The sequence below is a fragment of the Candidatus Amarolinea dominans genome (genome assembly GCF_016704685.1).
Taxonomy (GTDB): Bacteria; Chloroflexota; Anaerolineae; order SSC4; family Amarolineaceae; genus Amarolinea; species Amarolinea dominans.
On the sequence record NZ_JADIZS010000021.1, the window covers coordinates 26,553 to 42,573 of the forward strand.

Genomic DNA, 16,021 nt, shown 5'->3' on the forward strand with positions numbered 1-16,021 from the left:
TGATGCGATAGGTCATACTCTCCGGCGCGCTCGTGTGCGATAATGCGTTGTCTCTTGTTTCCCAGAGGTAACCGACAAAGGAGCGCCATGAAAATACCCATCTTGATTTGCCTGGTTGCGATCTCGGCCGTGGTTGGCGTGGGCCTGCGCGCAACCAACTTCACGGCCTACCTCGGCAATGACCCGACGGCGTGCAACAATTGTCACGTCATGGGGACGGTGTACGAGGGCTGGTATCATTCGCGCCACCAGTCGGCCGCCACCTGCAACGACTGCCACACGCCCCATGCGTTGATTCCCAAATACGTTGTGAAAGCGCGTTCTGGCTTCAACCATGTGTCAGCCTTTGCCACCGGGCATATTCCAGACGCCATCCGGGCCACGGAGGCGACGCGCGCGGTGGTGCAGGAGAACTGTATTCGCTGCCACAGCGAAACCGTTTCGCAGGTCGCCGATGGTCAGCCGGACGCGGGCCGCTACTGCTTCGATTGTCACCGCACCGTGCCGCATGGCGTGCGGGGCAATTCGCTTTATCAGTAGAGCCCGTGCGCGGCCAGGATCAACGAACTTGACTCCAGAAGGAGGATCACTTCATGCAAGGAAAACGAACCGTATGGCTGCTGACCGCCTTGGTGGTGGCGCTGGCCTCGACCCTGATCGGCGTTTTCGTGTTTCTGAACAATCAGCCCCTGCAGACGCGTGGCCCCCAGGCGCTCGTTGCCATTGCCCCGATGGAGCCGGACCCGCAGAAGTGGGAAGTGAACTTCCCGCATCAGTTCGATAGCTGGCTGCGGACGCAAGAGATGGCAAGAACTCCGTATGGCGGATCTGAGCCTGTCCAGAAGCTCGATGCTGACCCGCGCCTCAGGACGCTGTTCGCCGGCAACGCCTTCGCCACCGATTACAAGGAGGATCGCGGTCACTACTGGGCCTTGACCGATGTCATGCAGACGGGGCGCAATCCGACAGCCGGCGCCTGCATGTCGTGCAAGAGCGCCGACAACCCGCGTCTGTGGGCGGAATTGACGCCGGCCAGGTTCTATGCCGCGCCCTTTAGCGAGCTCAAGGCGTTGGTCGAGCAGCCCGTTGCCTGCGCCAACTGTCATGAGCCGAGCACCATGAAGCTGATCGTGACCAACCCGGCGCTGCGCGAGGCGCTGGCGGCCCAGGGCAAGGACCCGGATAAGCTCAGCCGCCAGGAGATGCGCAGCGTGGTGTGTGCCAACTGCCATGTCGAATACTACTTCGAGGGCGACGGCAAGTATCTGACCTTTCCGTGGACCAACGGCACGCGCATCGAGGAGATCGAGCAGTATTATGAGGATTTCAAGGTCAACGGCCAGCCGTTCAAGGACTGGACGCACGCGATCTCGGGCGCGCCCATGCTCAAGATGCAGCATCCTGAGTATGAGCTGTTCAGCGCGGAAAGCACGCATTACAAGGCCGGCGTGGCCTGCGCGGACTGTCACATGCCTTACCAGCGCGAGGGCGCAGTCAAGTATAGCTCACACTTCGTCGCCAGCCCGTTGAAATACGCGGAGCAGGCCTGCGGCGCGTGCCATACCGATGTCAGCTATGTGGTGGAGCGCGTGGCGAAAATTCAGAAGCAGGTCAACGACACGATGAGCCGCTCTGAAGACGCGCTGGTCGCCGCCATCCAGGCGATCACCGATACCGCCAAGCTGCCCGCGTTCGATGCTGGCGCGCTGGATGAAGCGCGCCTGCTGCACCGCAAGGCCCAGTTGCGCTGGGATTTCATTGCCGCGGAGAACAGCATGGGTTTCCATAATCCTGAAGAGGCGCTGCGCATCCTGGCCGATGCCATTGACTACGCACGCCAGGCCGAACTCAAAGCCCGCCTGGCCGAACAGGGCAACAGAGCCGCCGCGCTCAAGTGACGCCGCCTGTTGCCCGACCTTTTTCGGGCCGGACACGATGCAATTTGTCGTGAAGAGCACAAACACAGAACGCCAGCCTGATGCGCTGGCGTTCTGTGTGATTACTCTGGCTTTTGGGGCGCAGTCAGCAAATGCACGCGATCATGCCAGTTCGCCGAGCAGCCGCGCCAGTTCCGCACGCAGCCTGGCGTTCTCAGCCTCGAACTGTTGGCTGATCTCGAAATCGCTCAACAGCCGCTGGCCGCTGGCTACCGAGTAGAACTGCAAACGGTTCTGCTCATCCAGCGCCAGGCGCAGTCCGAGTCGCGGGCTGACGTACTCCGGCGACTCGCCTTCGGCGGGCAGAAAGGTCAGATCGCCCAGGCGCATCTCGCCGTTGTCTGGCTGCATTGGCACGAAGCCGTCGCCTGCGCGTTGGAATGCAGCCAGCGATGGTTTCAGGTAATCGCCCGTTGGATCGTAGAGATAATACTCCTCCACTCCCAACTGCGCGTACAGGCGCATCTTGTCCTTCATGTCCTCGCGCCGCGTGGACCTGGACGTCACCTCGAAAACCACCAGCGGCGCCTGACCTTCTTCCCACAGTTTGTAGGTGAGCCGCAGCCGCGGCTCCACATCCCACACCACGAAACAGTCAGGCGCCACCGATTTGCGCGGGTTGCCCTTTTCGTAGTAGATGAGCAAGTTGCCGCTGACGTAAACCTGCTGCCCTGCGAAAAAACGCTGCAGCAGTTGAATAATCCAGACCATAATTTCGCGGTGCAGATCAGATTCGGCCATCGGTTTGCCATCACTTTCCGGGTAAACTATCGTGTCCCTGGTCGCGGTCAGCGGCCACCGTTGCAAGATCGCCATGGTCATCTCATCTCATCTCATCTCGTCACGCATGCCAGGGGGTGATCCATGCATCCATTGTAGCACAAGTTGCGGCGGGCGCAACAAAAAGCCGGATTCCACCTGGAAACCCGGCTTTCCTTGAGAATCCCGGCCTCTGTCAGAAGCCAACGCCAGCCTACTTCACGCTGCCGATCGTCAGACCGCTGACGATGTACTTCTGCAGCATCAGGTAGACGACGGAAACCGGTGTCGCCACCAGCAACGCCATCGCGGCGAAGTTGGACCACGGCACCTGGCCTGCGTACTGGCCTGTCATGTTCCACAGGGCCATTGACAGGGTGAAGTTCTCGACCTTGTTCAGGAACTGCCACGACAGTGCAAACTCGGTCCAGCCGCTGAGAAAGCCCAGGAACGCAGTGACGGCCAGGGCCGGAGTTGCCAGCGGCAGGATGATCTTGATGAAGGTCTGGTTGATGGTGGCGCCGTCAATGCGTGCTGCTTCCTCCAGGTCGCGTGGAATGGTGTCCAGGTAACCCTTCAGGTTCCAGATCGCAAATGGCAGCCCGCCTGAGATGATGGCCAGACCGACGCCGTACAAGGAATTGCGCAGGGTATCGGCTGCGCTGACCCCGATCCTGATCTTATTGAGCAACACGAAAAGGGGCGCGATCGAGCCGATCGAAGGCATCATCAGCACCGTGAGTACGGCCAACATCAGAAACTTCTGGCCGCGAATCTTGAAGCGCGAGAAGACATAGGCCGCGCCCACACCGATCCCCACAGAAAAGAGCGAGACGCCCATCGCCAACTTGAAGGAATTGAAGGCAAGTTGCGCGAAGGTGATTGGGTTGTTGGTCGGCTGGGCCATCACTCTGCGGTAGGCGTCCAACGACGCACCGGGCGGGATCAGGCGCAGCTCTGTGGGGCGAGCGATGCCGCTGGGGTCAATCGAGAGGCTCACGATCCAGAGGATCGGAAAGAGCGTGATGAAGGTGATGAATAACAGAATCAACTGACGGATCAATTGACTCCGATACGGCAAGTCCGGCCTGGGGAATCTCCTGCGAACGGGCTGACTCGGAAGCGGGTTTGCTGAAGTGGACATTAGATGTCATACCTTTCTGTTGCTTTGGTCACGTAGTTCGTGGCCAGCGTCAGGATCAGCAACACGAAGAAGATGATCACACTAAAGGCTGCAGCGACACCATACAGGCGATTCTCGTTGACCAGGCGATAGGCCGTGGTGACGAGGATTTCGGTTCTGCGCAGGGGACCACCGCCGGATAGCAGGTAGATCAGGTTGAACAGGTTGAAAGTCGTGATCATGCCCAACACCGCGGCCGGGATGATCGCGGGGCGCAAGAGCGGCATGGTGATCTTGAAGAACTGCTGGCGCCCGGTCGCGCCATCAATCGAAGCCGCCTCGTACAGGTCACCGGGGATGCTCTGCAGCGCGCCGGTGGCCACGATCGTCATGAATGGCCAGCCCAGCCAGATATTGGCGATCAGGAGGGCAAAATAGGAGAGGGTCAGGGGAATACCGGTGATTGGATAGTTGACCTGATCGAGCCAGCGCGCGGCTACCGTGCTGCCGCCGAATAGATGGCTGACGCTGGTAAGCAACTGATTGATCGAGCCGTAGTCGGGGTCGAACATGTTGCGCCAGACCACGGCGACCACGAGCGAAGGGATGACGATGGGCAAGACGAAGATTGCGCGATAAAAGCGCTTGAACCAGAGGCCTTTGGTGTTCAACAACACGGCAATCAACACACCTATGATGACGTGGAAGGGGACGTTGGTGAATGTCCAAACCAGATCAAAAGCGAGCACATTCCAGAAGCTGAAGTTGGCGATTGCAACCGGCAATTCGCCCGTGAAGATTTGGCGGTAGTTATCAAATCTTCCCCACGTACACTCGCCCTTCATGTTGGTGGTGCAGGCTTCGCTCAGGTTGGCTGGATTGGGCGCCACGGCATCTATGCGTAGATTCTTGATATTATAGTCTGTGGTGGACATCCAGACTTGGTAGAACAGGGGGTAGAAGGTGATCATACCCATCACCAGGAACGCGGGGAGCAGATACAACCAGGCGATGCGGGTCGTGGATGTGCGTATCCACCAGTTGGCGAAACCGCTGCGGGGCGTGGGCTGCTCTGTCATAGTAGCCATGAGGTGTTCCCTTTCAGATGAGAGAAGGCGCTACTAGGGCACGATGTAATTCCCTGAAATCCCCGGGGAGCGTCATCGAGGCGACGCTCCCCGGGGTTCATACCATATGGTTACTTACCGTTAGCCTTGTTCATGGTCGCGCAGGCTTCTGCCACCGCTTCCGCGGGCTTGAGCTGGCCTTCCATGACCTTGGTGACGGCATCACCGAACGGACCCCACCAGTTGCCGAATTCCTTGCTCTGCGGCCGCGGGAAACCGGCGGCTGCTGCATCGGCAAAGGCCTTGACCAGCGGATCAGCCGCGGCCACGCCCTTGGCGACCATCGGGCTGCCGGCCACGTCCGCGTAAATCTGGGCGCCCTTGGGGCCAAAGATGTACAGCGCCGCGCCGACGGCCAACGCCTGCTGCTCAGGGGCGGAGTTCGGGTTGACGTGCCAGTAGTCCACACCAGCCAGCGGGGATGCCGGGCCACCGGGGCCAGCGGGCATCGGGGCAACGCCCAGCTTATCGCCGAGGTCCTTCTTGTAGTCGCCCAGGGTCCACGGGCCGTTGATGATCATGTCGGCCTGACCCTGGCGGAACAACGTGTCGGCCTTGCCGCCGTCGGTCTGGAAGTCAGCGCCTGCGGCCTTCAGGTCGGCCATGAACTGCAGTGCGTCCGCGAAGCCGCCCGCGTCGGCCGTGCATTTGCCGGTGTCATCCATCAGCTTGCCGCCGAACGCGCCGGTCAGCCAGCCGAAGTTGTGGTAGTTGTTCTGGTTGATTTCGATCTTCTTGCCAGCCTTGACCATCGCCAACAGCTCGGCGGTCGTGGCGGGCGGGGTGGGGATGGTGCTCTTGTTGTAGTAGAGCGCCACGGCCTTGATGATGCCGGGCACGCCGTAGACCTTGCCATCCACCTTGGCGCCGTCGAAGCTCGAGAGCGGGAAGGCGTCGGTCTTGCCCTTCAGCAGGTCGTCCAGCGGGGCAATGAGGCCGCCGCGGGCCTGGTTGCCGGTGTTGTCGTTGGGCACGGTGAACATGTCGGGGCCGCCGCCGGCTGCCACTTCCGTCTCCCACTTATTGAAGACCTGGTCGAACGGAATCTGCAGCACATTGACCTTCAGGTCAGGTTGATCCTTCTTCAGCGACTCGAGCACCTGCGCCAGCGCCTTCTCTTCGGTGCTGCCGGTGCCGTAGGCATGCCACAAGGTGATCGTGCCGGCCAGCTTCTCAGCGGGCGCCGCGCCGGTTTCCTTACCGTTGGCCTTGTTCATGGTCGCGCAGGCTTCTGCCACCGCTTCCGCGGGCTTGAGCTGGCCTTCCATGACCTTGGTGACGGCATCACCGAACGGACCCCACCAGTTGCCGAATTCCTTGCTCTGCGGCCGCGGGAAACCGGCGGCTGCTGCATCGGCAAAGGCCTTGACCAGCGGATCAGCCGCGGCCACGCCCTTGGCGACCATCGGGCTGCCGGCCACGTCCGCGTAAATCTGGGCGCCCTTGGGGCCAAACAGATAGAGTGCGACATCCACGGCCAGCGCCTGCTGCGCAGGAGCGGAATTCGGGTTGATGTGCCAGTAGTCCACGCCAGCCAGCGGGGATGCCGGGCCACCGGGGCCAGCGGGCATCGGGGCAACGCCCAGCTTATCGCCGAGGTCCTTCTTGTAGTCGCCCAGCGTCCACGGGCCGTTGATGATCATGTCGGCCTGGCCCTGGCGGAACAACGTGTCGGCCTTGCCGCCGTCGGTCTGGAAGTCAGCGCCAGCGGCCTTCAGGTCAGCCATGAACTGCAAGGCATCGGCGAAGCCGCCCTTGTCGGCCGTGCAGACGCCATCGGCGTCCATCAGCTTGCCGCCGAACGCGCCGGTCAGCCAGCCGAAGTTGTGGTAGTTGTTCTGATTGATTTCGATCTTCTTGCCGGCCTTGACCATCGCCAACAGCTCGGCGGTCGTGGCGGGCGGGGTGGGGATGGTGCTCTTGTTGTAGTAGAGCGCCACGGCCTTGATGATGCCGGGCACGCCGTACACCTTGCCATCAACGGCCGCGCCCTCGAAGCTGGCGGCCGGGAACGCGTCGGTCTTGCCCTTCAGCAGGTCGTCCAGCGGGGCAATGAGGCCGCCGCGCGCCTGGTTGCCGGTGTTGTCATTGGGCACGGTGAACATGTCGGGGCCGCCGCCGGCTGCCACTTCCGTCTCCCACTTGTTGAAGACCTGGTCGAACGGAATCTGCAGGACGTTGACTGTGACGCCGGGCATATCGGCCTTCATGGCTGCCAGGGCCTGGGTCAGCGCCTTCTCTTCGGCGCTACCGGTCCCGTAGGCGTGCCAGAGGGTCACAGTACCCGTGGGGCCTGCCGGGACCTTGGTGGCTTCCGGAACCTTGGTGGCTTCCGGAGCCTTAGTGGCTTCCGGGGCCTTAGTGGCTTCCGGGGCCTTGGTGGCTGCGGGCGCCGCGGTGGGCGTTGCAGCACCGCCGCAGGCGCTCAGGATCATGCCTACTACCAGGAGCAGGGTGAACAATGCACTGAACTTACGTAACATACTTCTCCTCCGATTCAAAATGGGTTACAGGCAGAAAAACAGAACAAGCACAGATTGCGCAGAAAGCGTGATTGAAACGAGGACTTTTCAACTGCCTGGTTCAACGGCCTACGGGGAGGCCCTGTTCGGACACCGATCTGATTCTCGTTTCTTGCTGGCGGCATTCTTTCGTTCGAACCATCACCTCCTCAAAAAAATGACGGAGACCGATGACATAAACGGCATCATGTGTGGCAGCGCGACAAGAATGTGGTTATGCGGGGAGCATTCTTGGGCTGCGCCTAAAGCAATTTTAGTATACCTTCAATCCAGCAACTTGTCAAGCGAAAATGTTTGACTTGTCAAAGACCTTGCCAGGGCCGGCAGTTATTTCTTGTGGCGATAAACGATACGGCCACGCGTCAGATCATAGGGTGAAAGCTCAATACGCACTCGGTCGCCTAGCAGAACCCGGATATAGTATTTGCGCATCTTGCCCGACAGATAGGCGAGCACCCCGTGTCCGTTATCCATGACCACGCGAAACATGGTATTGGGCAAGGTTTCGGTGATCGTACCTTCGACGGTAATCTTATCTTCTTCGTCTTTTGACATTCGACTAATAACTCCTTCGATAACATACAGCAAAAAACCGGGTCGCAATCAGCACTATTGGTGTTAATTGACACAGCGCACCCTTGCGGTCGCCCACGCGGGCAGGCGCAAGGCCGTGCCCGCTCCCGGAGTGATAGATTGGCGGGTGGGTCGGGCGCCCAGCACATTCTATCACTCCGCGGGCGGTGCGTGATCTTCAGACCTGAACTCTCAGCTCGCGTTTGCGTACGGTACGTCGTGCCTTGCGAATGGCTTTTTGCTTCTTGATGCGCCTAAGCTCACTCTTTGGCGTGAACCAGCGTTTCTGGCGCACTGTGGGCAGGATACGTGCTTCAGCTACTGCCTTGCGGAAGCGTTTCAGCAGGTTATCCTGCGACTCACCGGGACGAAGTTGTACTGTCATGGTCTCACCTCCCTTCTCGAAGAGAACCGGTCATTCCCTGAGATGGACGCTGTCATTTATGTCTAATCAACAAGCGAATCGTTGTACTCTACTGCAAGCGGGGATAGACTTCACTTTTCCGCCTAAGGGGTCAGGCGCAATTCGTGCTCGCTTGCAGTATCATTCTCGATAAAAATGTTTTCGCCCGCCTGCTGCGCGTGGTTGTCATCCGCTGCTATCCAGTCGGTCACGGCGCGCCGCACACTCAACGCAATGCGTTGGCGGTCCGGCTCGATGCGCAGAATTTGCGCCGGCAGTTCCTGTCCCACCTGGACGGCTTCACGCGGGTGCCGGATGGGGCGATGTGATAGTTCCGACAGGTGAATCATACCCTCGACGCCGTTCTCGATTTCGGCAAAGGCGCCAAACTCCATCAGCTTGGTGATGCGCACGCTGACCACCTGCCCAGCGTGATAACGCTGTATGATCAGTTCCCAGGGGTTGGGCAACGCCCGGCGTCGGCTGAGGGCAATGCGTTGGCGATTCTCGTCCAGGCGCAGCACCATGACCTGCACCTTATCACCCACAGTGACCACATCGTGCGGGTTCTTGACCAGCTGCCAATCAAGCTCACTCAAATGGATCAGGCCATCCACACCGCCAATGTCTACAAAAACGCCAAAGGGGCGAATGGCCGTTACGCGGCCTTCGACAGTCTGTCCTGGCTGCAACAGATCCAACCGTGAGGCCCGGCGCTGTTCGCGCAGCTCTTGTTCGGCCAGGCGATGCGACAACACCAGGCGGTGCTGCTTGCGGTCAACCTCGATGATCTTGACAGGCAGCGTGTGCCCAACGTGACTGCTTAGGCGTTCCGCGCGTTCGGCTTCCGACGCGCGTCCGTAGTCGGCCAGATGCGATGCCGGCACAAAACCGCGAATGCTCTTGAAGGTCACGGTCAGACCACCCCGGTTATGGCCAACGACTTCCTGCTCAGTAATGGCGCCAGATTCCAGGAGTTCCTGCGCTTGCAACCAATCCTGTTCCTGCTGGGACAGGTAAACGGAGAGTATCAACTCCCCCGCCAGGTTGTGGGGATTGACCACAATCGCGGGCATCGTCGCACCCATCGTCAGCTTGGCGCGCGCCGCGGTGTCCAATTTGACCAGGTCACTGGCCGGGACGATGCCATCTTGTTTGGCGCCGACATCCAGGACCAGTTCCTTGTCAGAGATGGCCACCACGATACCCTGCACCAAGTCGCCGTGCTGCGGCCGTAGATGGTTCTGCTTTTCACTGAGATAGGCCGCGAACAGGGTAGCGAAATCTTCTTCCTCGTGGATTGGTTTGTCGCTATCTCGCTTTTGCATTAGCTGGCTTCTCCAAAAAAAATCTCGACCAATCCTGTGTACCCTGGTCGAGATTCAACGTCATCAGCATTTCTGATGAATGTATTCTAAGTGTCATGCGACCTCACGGTTGAGCATTAGACAAAGATGTCGTTGACGGAATTCCTCCGCTGTCTGAGCAGCGAACCGACCAGGGGGCCAGGTTACTCTATGGCCACTCAGGGTGCGAGACAATCACGACGGCGTGTGATATACATCATTATCACCGTCATGCTGGCTTACCAGCACCCTGACCATTGATTGGCCGAAGCATATCATCGCGACCAGTCAACCCATCGCTCATTATACCAATGCGCGTCATGACTGTCAAACAGACAATCAAGCACAATTTCGTGCTTGTTATCGCTCTATGCTATAATCGCTTCGTGTTATGTTAATGTTTCACGTGAAACATTTGGACTCTCTTACAAAAAACTAATGCGGAGTTGCCACTTTGTCCATTCGCGCACATGAATCATCTCCTCAGCCCACACCGCCGGTGTCACCTGACCCAGCGCCGGCCCTGTGCGACTATGAAGGCTCTGCTTATCGGGTTGAATTCTGGACCGGCGAGCGCGCGTTCGAAGATCAGGCCGAGCGCTTGGCCCTGCGCACGCTGCTTCCGCCGTCTGGCGCCCGCCTCGTGGAAATTGGGGCCGGCTTTGGGCGCCTGGCCGATCTCTACGCCGGTTACACCCAAGTGATCCTGGTGGAACCGGCGCTTTCGATGCTGCACCAGGCCCAGGAGCGCCTGGGGCACGATGCGCGCTTCATCTTCGTGCGCAGCAGTGTCTATGACCTGCCGCTGCAGGATCAAACCCTCGATACGGTGGTGATGGTACGCGTGCTGCATCACCTGGTGGATGTGCCCCGCGCCTTGACCGAACTGCGACGTATCGTCAGGCCTGGCGGCGCCTTTGTGCTGGAGTTCGCCAACAAGCGCAACCTCAAGTCTATGCTGCGCTTTGCCCTGCGCCGCCAGACCTGGAGCCCCTTTGCGCGTGAGCCGTATGAGTTTGTGCCGCTCAACTTCGATTTTCATCCGACGTGGGTCTCGCAACAAATGCAGCGGGCAGGCTTTGCGGTGCAGCGCGCAGTGGCCGTTTCGCACTTCCGCGCCGGCTTCTTCAAGCGCCATTGGTCGGCCGCACGCCTGGCCGCGCTCGATGGCCTGCTGCAACGCTACGCCAGCGCACTGAAGTTGGCTCCCAGCATCTTTGTGCAGGCGCAGGTTCCGCCAACCACGACGCCTGTCGCTGCCTCTGGCCTGTTTCGCTGCCCGGCCTGTCATGGCATTGACCTGGTGGCCGCCGTTGACTCGTTGACCTGCCCCGCGTGTGGTCAGGCCTGGCCACAGCGCGACGGCATCTACGACTTTATTCAATGAAGCAAAGAGCCGCCGCTGACGCTTGCTGCGCCAGCGGCGGCTGCATCGCCTTTCCTACAGGGCTGGCGCACGACTGGCGATACGTGCTTTGACCAGGGCCATGAATTCGCTCGTCGGCATCCCGTCCTGGCGCGAACCATCGCGCCGGCGCAGAGAGACCGCGTCGTTCGCCATCTCTTGATCGCCCACCACCAGCATGTAGGGCACCTTCATGCCCTGCGCCTTGCGAATCTTGGCGTTCATGCGCTCGGAGCCGAGATCGGCCTCGGCACGCACCCCTTCGCCGCGCAGGCGCCGCACCAGGCTGAGCGTATAGTCGTTGTGATTATCCGTGATCGGGATCACGCGCACCTGTTCAGGCGCCAGCCAGACCGGGAAGTTGCCCGCGTAGTGCTCGATCAGGAAGCCGATCATGCGCTCGTGCGTACTGAGCGGCGCCCGGTGAATGACCAACGGCACCTCATCTTCGCCGTTCTGGTTGATGAACTTCAGATCGAAGCGTTCGGGCTGCGCAAAGTCCACCTGGTTCGTCGGCAGCGTGAATTCACGGCCAATCGCGCTCCAGACCTGCACGTCAATTTTCGGGCCGTAGAACGCGGCTTCGTCCGGCACCTCGTCGAAGGGCACGCCGCCGTTGCGCATGGCGTTGCGCACCATCTCCTCCGTCTTCAGCCACAGGCGTTCGTTGTCAATGTACTTCTTGCCCAGCCCCTTCGCGTGGTGCGTGCTCAGGCGCATGACATACTTATCGATCCCAAAGATGTCGAAGTATTGCCGGTACATCGCAATCACGCCCATGAATTCCTGCTCGAACTGCGCCTCTGGTACGTAGATGTGCGCGTCGTTCATCTGCATCGAGCGCACCCGCATCAACCCGAAAAGCTCGCCGCTCTTTTCATAGCGATAGCAGGTGCCATATTCAGCCAGGCGCAGGGGCAGGTCGCGGTAGCTGCGCGGCTTGGCCGCAAAGATCTTGTGGTGCATCGGGCAGTTCATCGGCTTGACGTAATAGCGGACGCCTTCCAACTCCATCGGCGGATACATGCTCTCCGCGTAGTAGGGCAGGTGTCCGCTGCGCACATAGAGCGATTCCTTGGCCAGATGGGGCGTGCGCACCCGCTCATAACCGGCCTTCATCTCCATCTCTTTGGCCAGCCGCTCCAGTTCTTCGATCAGCACCCCGCCGCGCGGCAGCCACAGGGGCAGCCCTGGCCCCACCTCGTCGTCGAAGGTGAAGATTTCCAGTTCCTTGCCCAACTTGCGATGATCGCGCTTCTTGGCCTCTTCCAGCATCTGCAGATGCTGGTTCAGTTCGTTCTTGTTGCGCCAGGCCGTGCCGTAGATGCGCTGCAGCATCGCGTTGTGTTCGTCCCCGCGCCAATACGCGCCGGCCACGCTCATCAGCTTGAACGCATCGGCCGGAATCTGCCCCGTATGCTCGACATGCGGCCCGCGGCACAGGTCCTCGAACACATCGTGCCTGTAGGTGCTGATGACCTGCGCTTCGTCCGTCTCGTTGCCGTACTCATCCACGCCGCCCTGCGCCAGGCCCGCGATCAGCTCCAACTTGTAGGGCTGCTGGTTGAACAGCGCGGCCGCCTCGTCTGCGCTGACCTCGCGCCGCATGAAGGTGTGGCGCCCGCCGATGATCTGGCGCATGCGCTTTTCGATCACCTCCAGGTCTTCGGGCGTCAGGCCACGCGGCAGCTCGAAGTCATAGTAAAAGCCATCCTCGATGGGCGGGCCGATGGCAATGCGGGCCTGCCCGGGGAACATCTCCATCACCGCCTGCGCCATCACGTGCGCGGCCGAATGGCGAATCTTGTACAGATCGTTCTTTTCAAGTTGACTTGACTTGGCCATGATTTCTTCTCCTTCTTCTCTTCTCCTTCTTCCTCTACCTCTTCGATGCCATTTCTTGCTACCGAATGTTCGCTGCCCAGGGGGCCGCAGTCGTTATGGCGCAACAAAAAGCCTCTCGTCGTTGGGACGAGAGGCTCGCGGTTCCACCCAGGTTGAAATGCAACGCCAAGCGGCGTGGACATTTCCACTCTTTGGCCGCTAACGGAGCCAACCGGAATCCCTTACTGCCGGCAGTGCCAGGTTCAGGTATTCACTCCCAGGTGGTTTTCAACGCGGCGCTCACGACAGGGGCTTGCAGCCCGTGACCCCTGCTCTCTGGCGTGACATCACGCGTCTACTCGTCCTGATCATCACTTTTTGTTATTCACGTGCGGCGATTCTAGCACACCCCGTGCGCCGCGTCAATTCGCTGCCGCGGACAAACCGCCCACAAAATAGCGAGCGCCATGACCGGCGCTGCATCTGGTGTCCAGCCAGATGCAGCGCCGGTCTGACGCCCAGATTGATAGCGGCAACCTTGTTAGGCTGCCGGTCGTTGACTGAGCATGACGGTCAGCTTGAATTGGCTGTCCCCGCGCGCCACGGTCAACTCCAACGACTGCCCGGCGCGGTATTGCAGGAGCACCTGTGGCAAGGGATGCTGGTCATCAATCGCCTGCCCGCCCAGCGCCACGATGGCATCGCCCACCTTCAGCCCAGCCTGCGCACTGGGGCCATTGGCCACCACCTGCTGAACGTACGCCCCCTGCACCACCGACAAGCCCGATTCGCTCGCCAGTTGTGGATTGAGCGGCTCGAAGGTGATGCCCAGGTAGGGCCGCACCACGCGGCCGTTGCTGATCAACTGCTCGGCCACCACGCGCACCGTGTTGCTGGGAATCGAAAAGCCCAGACCCTCGGCCGCGTCAGTGCCGCTGCCACGGACCACGGCCACGTTGATACCGATGATTTCACCGGCCAGGTTGATGAGCGGCCCGCCCGAATTGCCATGATTGATGGCCGCGTCGGTCTGCAGCAGACCGTCCAGATCGCCCAGGCGCCGGTTGTGCGCGCTGAGGACGCCCGCGGTCACCGTGTTGCGAAACCCGCCCAACGCGCTGCCGATGGCCGCAACCCGGCTGCCCGGCGCCACCGCGCCCGAATCACCGAGCACCGCAACCGCCGGCGCCTTGTCGGCAACCTTGAGGACCGCCAGATCGAATTCGGCCGCGGCGCCCACCAGTTCGGCGGTCACCCGGCTGCCGTCGGCGTAAATGATCTCGAAGCGGCTACCGCCCTCCACCACGTGATTGTTGGTGACCAGATAGCCGTCCGCACGGATGAAGACACCCGAACCGGAGGAACCATCATTGACGATGACCGTTACGGTGGCCGGCGTGACTCGGCTTACAGCCAACACAAGCGGATCGGCGCCAGTGGCGGGCGTCGCCGGCGCCAGCGTTGGCAAACCCGCGCTGGGCTGCGCCGGCAACGCGTCAGCCGCCGGCGCGTTGATGAACGAAGCCTGCACGGGCGTCGTTGGCGCGGGCGTCAGCCAAGCATAGGTCAAGGCGCCAACGGCCGCGCCGGAGGCAAAAATGACCATAATCACGAGAAAAAGGCCGATCACGACCAGCGCGCGCCGCTGCAAACGCGGACCTGGGGTTGTCTCATTCATGTGCTTTGACTCTCCATTTTCAAGATGGCGACAGTCTAGCATGGCACTGTTAGCACCTCATGAGTTTTCTGTTAAAATTTCGTTATGAAAGCCTCTTTGCACGCAAACGCTGTGGCCTCTTTTTGGCTAATCGTCGCGACATAGGTAGAATCGGCGCCATGGACTCAACCTCATTGTCCGTTCTCACGCATACGCAGCTTGACCCCGCTGCCTGGGACGCCTTCGTGGCAAGCCATGCGCACGGCCATGTGCTGCAGACCCAGCGCTGGGGCGATCTCAAGGCGCGCGTCGGCTGGCAGGCCGAACGCGTGGCGCTGACGTTGGGTGGCGCCATGGTGGCCGGTGCGCAGATTCTTTATCGCCGCACGCCGTGGGGACAGCCCTTTGCCTATGTGCCCAAAGGCCCGGTGATGGATTGGGAGCAGCCGGCCCTGGGCGCCGCCTTGTTCAAGGCCATCGAGCAGTGCGCTCGCCGGCGTCACAGCTACCTGCTCAAGGTGGAGCCGGACCTGCCCGATAGCCAGGTGATGGCGCGACGCCTGGCCGACTACGGTTTTGCCGCGTCCGCGCAGACAGTGCAGCCGCGCAGCACCGTGCATCTTGATCTGACCGCCGGCTTGGACGAAATCCTGGCGCGCATGAAGCAGAAGTGGCGCTACAACATCCGCCTGGCCGGCCGCAAAGGGGTGACGGTGCGCGCCGGCACGCGGGCCGATCTGCCGGCCTTTCAGCGCCTCATGCAAACCACCGGGGCGCGGGACCATTTCGGCGTCCATAGCCAGGCTTATTACGCCGCGGCCTTCGATCTTTTCACACCGCCGGGCCTGGCGAGCTGGCTTTTGGCTGAAAATCATGGCGAATTGCTGGCCGGCATCGTCGTTTTTACCCTGGGGCGCACGGCCTGGTATCTGTGGGGCGCGTCTGGCGATAGTCAGCGCAACCTGATGCCCAATCATGCCCTGCAATGGGCGGCCATCGAATGGGCTAAGGCGCGCGGCTGCACAGTGTACGACCTGTGGGGAATTCCCGACGAAGTGGGCGCCGGTCAGATCAGCGCAGAGGACGAGGCGGACGGCGCCACCGATGCAGGGGCGCAAGGCGGTCTGTGGGGCGTCTGGCGCTTCAAGCAGGGGTTTGGCGGCCAGGTGGTGCGCTATGTCGGTGCATGGGACAAGGTGCTCTCGCGTCCCGGCCTCTGGTTGTACCGGCTGGCCGCGGAGATCAAGCGCCGCGCAGTGCCTTTGCCCGGCGGCGCGTGAAAATGAGGCGAGTTGAACGCCTATGATGATGCGATAGAAGTGGGCGGTATCTTGCTGTTGCGCAA

Annotated in this window: 13 protein-coding genes and 1 other annotated feature; of the genes, 4 read left to right on the forward strand and 9 right to left on the reverse strand. The window is 60.8% G+C overall.

All coding sequences use genetic code 11. The annotated features are described in order from the left end of the window. Window positions 1–87 precede the first annotated feature (87 nt). Together nrfH and IPF85_RS14750 are read left to right on the forward strand one after the other, a co-directional pair. A complete protein-coding gene (gene nrfH, locus IPF85_RS14745) occupies window positions 88–540 on the forward strand; it encodes a cytochrome c nitrite reductase small subunit (RefSeq protein ID WP_343408840.1) in 453 nt (150 codons plus the stop codon). A 53-nt stretch (window positions 541–593) separates the two neighbouring features. Continuing rightward, window positions 594–1,898, forward strand: a complete 1,305-nt coding sequence (locus tag IPF85_RS14750) for an ammonia-forming cytochrome c nitrite reductase subunit c552 (protein ID WP_343408841.1) — start codon at window positions 594–596, stop codon at window positions 1,896–1,898. A 141-nt stretch (window positions 1,899–2,039) separates the two neighbouring features. Here IPF85_RS14750 and IPF85_RS14755 read toward each other — a convergent pair whose 3' ends face one another. The 7 genes from IPF85_RS14755 to IPF85_RS14785 form a co-directional block, all read right to left on the reverse strand. Continuing rightward, window positions 2,040–2,753, reverse strand: coding sequence for a Uma2 family endonuclease (locus tag IPF85_RS14755; RefSeq protein WP_343408842.1), 714 nt, complete (start codon window positions 2,751–2,753; stop codon window positions 2,040–2,042). 157 nt (window positions 2,754–2,910) lie between these two features. Continuing rightward, window positions 2,911–3,747: an ABC transporter permease subunit gene (locus tag IPF85_RS14760; protein ID WP_343408843.1), complete on the reverse strand. Its 837-nt coding sequence runs from the start codon at window positions 3,745–3,747 to the stop codon at window positions 2,911–2,913. Between the two features lie 92 nt (window positions 3,748–3,839). Continuing rightward, window positions 3,840–4,907 (reverse strand): sugar ABC transporter permease, encoded by a 1,068-nt coding sequence (locus IPF85_RS14765; protein ID WP_343408844.1) that lies wholly within the window; start codon window positions 4,905–4,907, stop codon window positions 3,840–3,842. 110 nt (window positions 4,908–5,017) lie between these two features. Next, a complete protein-coding gene (locus IPF85_RS14770) occupies window positions 5,018–7,429 on the reverse strand; it encodes an extracellular solute-binding protein (RefSeq protein WP_343408845.1) in 2,412 nt (803 codons plus the stop codon). A 366-nt stretch (window positions 7,430–7,795) separates the two neighbouring features. Beyond that, window positions 7,796–8,023 carry a translation initiation factor IF-1 gene (gene infA / locus IPF85_RS14775; RefSeq protein ID WP_343408846.1) on the reverse strand — a complete coding sequence of 76 codons (228 nt, stop codon included), beginning with the start codon at window positions 8,021–8,023 and terminating at the stop codon, window positions 7,796–7,798. 196 nt (window positions 8,024–8,219) lie between these two features. Continuing rightward, window positions 8,220–8,426: a 30S ribosomal protein S21 gene (rpsU, locus tag IPF85_RS14780; protein ID WP_343408847.1), complete on the reverse strand. Its 207-nt coding sequence runs from the start codon at window positions 8,424–8,426 to the stop codon at window positions 8,220–8,222. A 122-nt stretch (window positions 8,427–8,548) separates the two neighbouring features. After that, a complete protein-coding gene (locus IPF85_RS14785) occupies window positions 8,549–9,772 on the reverse strand; it encodes a S1 RNA-binding domain-containing protein (RefSeq protein WP_343408848.1) in 1,224 nt (407 codons plus the stop codon). Window positions 9,773–10,244: 472 nt separating this feature from the next. Between IPF85_RS14785 and IPF85_RS14790 the strand changes: the two genes are divergently transcribed. Continuing rightward, window positions 10,245–11,177 (forward strand): methyltransferase domain-containing protein, encoded by a 933-nt coding sequence (locus IPF85_RS14790; RefSeq protein WP_343408849.1) that lies wholly within the window; start codon window positions 10,245–10,247, stop codon window positions 11,175–11,177. A 54-nt stretch (window positions 11,178–11,231) separates the two neighbouring features. Here the strand turns inward: IPF85_RS14790 and thrS are convergent, their stop codons facing one another. Together thrS and IPF85_RS14800 are read right to left on the reverse strand one after the other, a co-directional pair. Beyond that, window positions 11,232–13,040 carry a threonine--tRNA ligase gene (gene thrS / locus IPF85_RS14795; RefSeq protein ID WP_343408850.1) on the reverse strand — a complete coding sequence of 603 codons (1,809 nt, stop codon included), beginning with the start codon at window positions 13,038–13,040 and terminating at the stop codon, window positions 11,232–11,234. A 119-nt stretch (window positions 13,041–13,159) separates the two neighbouring features. Next, window positions 13,160–13,400, reverse strand: a binding site (T-box leader). A gap of 160 nt (window positions 13,401–13,560) precedes the next feature. Continuing rightward, a complete protein-coding gene (locus IPF85_RS14800) occupies window positions 13,561–14,697 on the reverse strand; it encodes a trypsin-like peptidase domain-containing protein (protein ID WP_343408851.1) in 1,137 nt (378 codons plus the stop codon). Window positions 14,698–14,855: 158 nt separating this feature from the next. Between IPF85_RS14800 and IPF85_RS14805 the strand changes: the two genes are divergently transcribed. Further along, window positions 14,856–15,956 carry a peptidoglycan bridge formation glycyltransferase FemA/FemB family protein gene (locus IPF85_RS14805; RefSeq protein ID WP_343408852.1) on the forward strand — a complete coding sequence of 367 codons (1,101 nt, stop codon included), beginning with the start codon at window positions 14,856–14,858 and terminating at the stop codon, window positions 15,954–15,956. Window positions 15,957–16,021: the final 65 nt, after the last annotated feature.

Bases quoted from the DNA above. Each gene is read 5' to 3' on its own strand.
- rpsU (WP_343408847.1), bottom strand. From the start codon at position 8,426: ATGACAGTACAACTTCGTCCCGGTGAGTCGCAGGATAACCTGCTGAAA.
- IPF85_RS14805 (WP_343408852.1), top strand. From the start codon at position 14,856: ATGGACTCAACCTCATTGTCCGTTCTCACGCATACGCAGCTTGACCCC.
- IPF85_RS14770 (WP_343408845.1), bottom strand. From the start codon at position 7,429: ATGTTACGTAAGTTCAGTGCATTGTTCACCCTGCTCCTGGTAGTAGGC.
- IPF85_RS14765 (WP_343408844.1), bottom strand. From the start codon at position 4,907: ATGGCTACTATGACAGAGCAGCCCACGCCCCGCAGCGGTTTCGCCAAC.
- IPF85_RS14785 (WP_343408848.1), bottom strand. From the start codon at position 9,772: ATGCAAAAGCGAGATAGCGACAAACCAATCCACGAGGAAGAAGATTTC.
- IPF85_RS14800 (WP_343408851.1), bottom strand. From the start codon at position 14,697: ATGAATGAGACAACCCCAGGTCCGCGTTTGCAGCGGCGCGCGCTGGTC.
- nrfH (WP_343408840.1), top strand. From the start codon at position 88: ATGAAAATACCCATCTTGATTTGCCTGGTTGCGATCTCGGCCGTGGTT.
- infA (WP_343408846.1), bottom strand. From the start codon at position 8,023: ATGTCAAAAGACGAAGAAGATAAGATTACCGTCGAAGGTACGATCACC.
- thrS (WP_343408850.1), bottom strand. From the start codon at position 13,040: ATGGCCAAGTCAAGTCAACTTGAAAAGAACGATCTGTACAAGATTCGC.
- IPF85_RS14755 (WP_343408842.1), bottom strand. From the start codon at position 2,753: ATGGCGATCTTGCAACGGTGGCCGCTGACCGCGACCAGGGACACGATA.
- IPF85_RS14750 (WP_343408841.1), top strand. From the start codon at position 594: ATGCAAGGAAAACGAACCGTATGGCTGCTGACCGCCTTGGTGGTGGCG.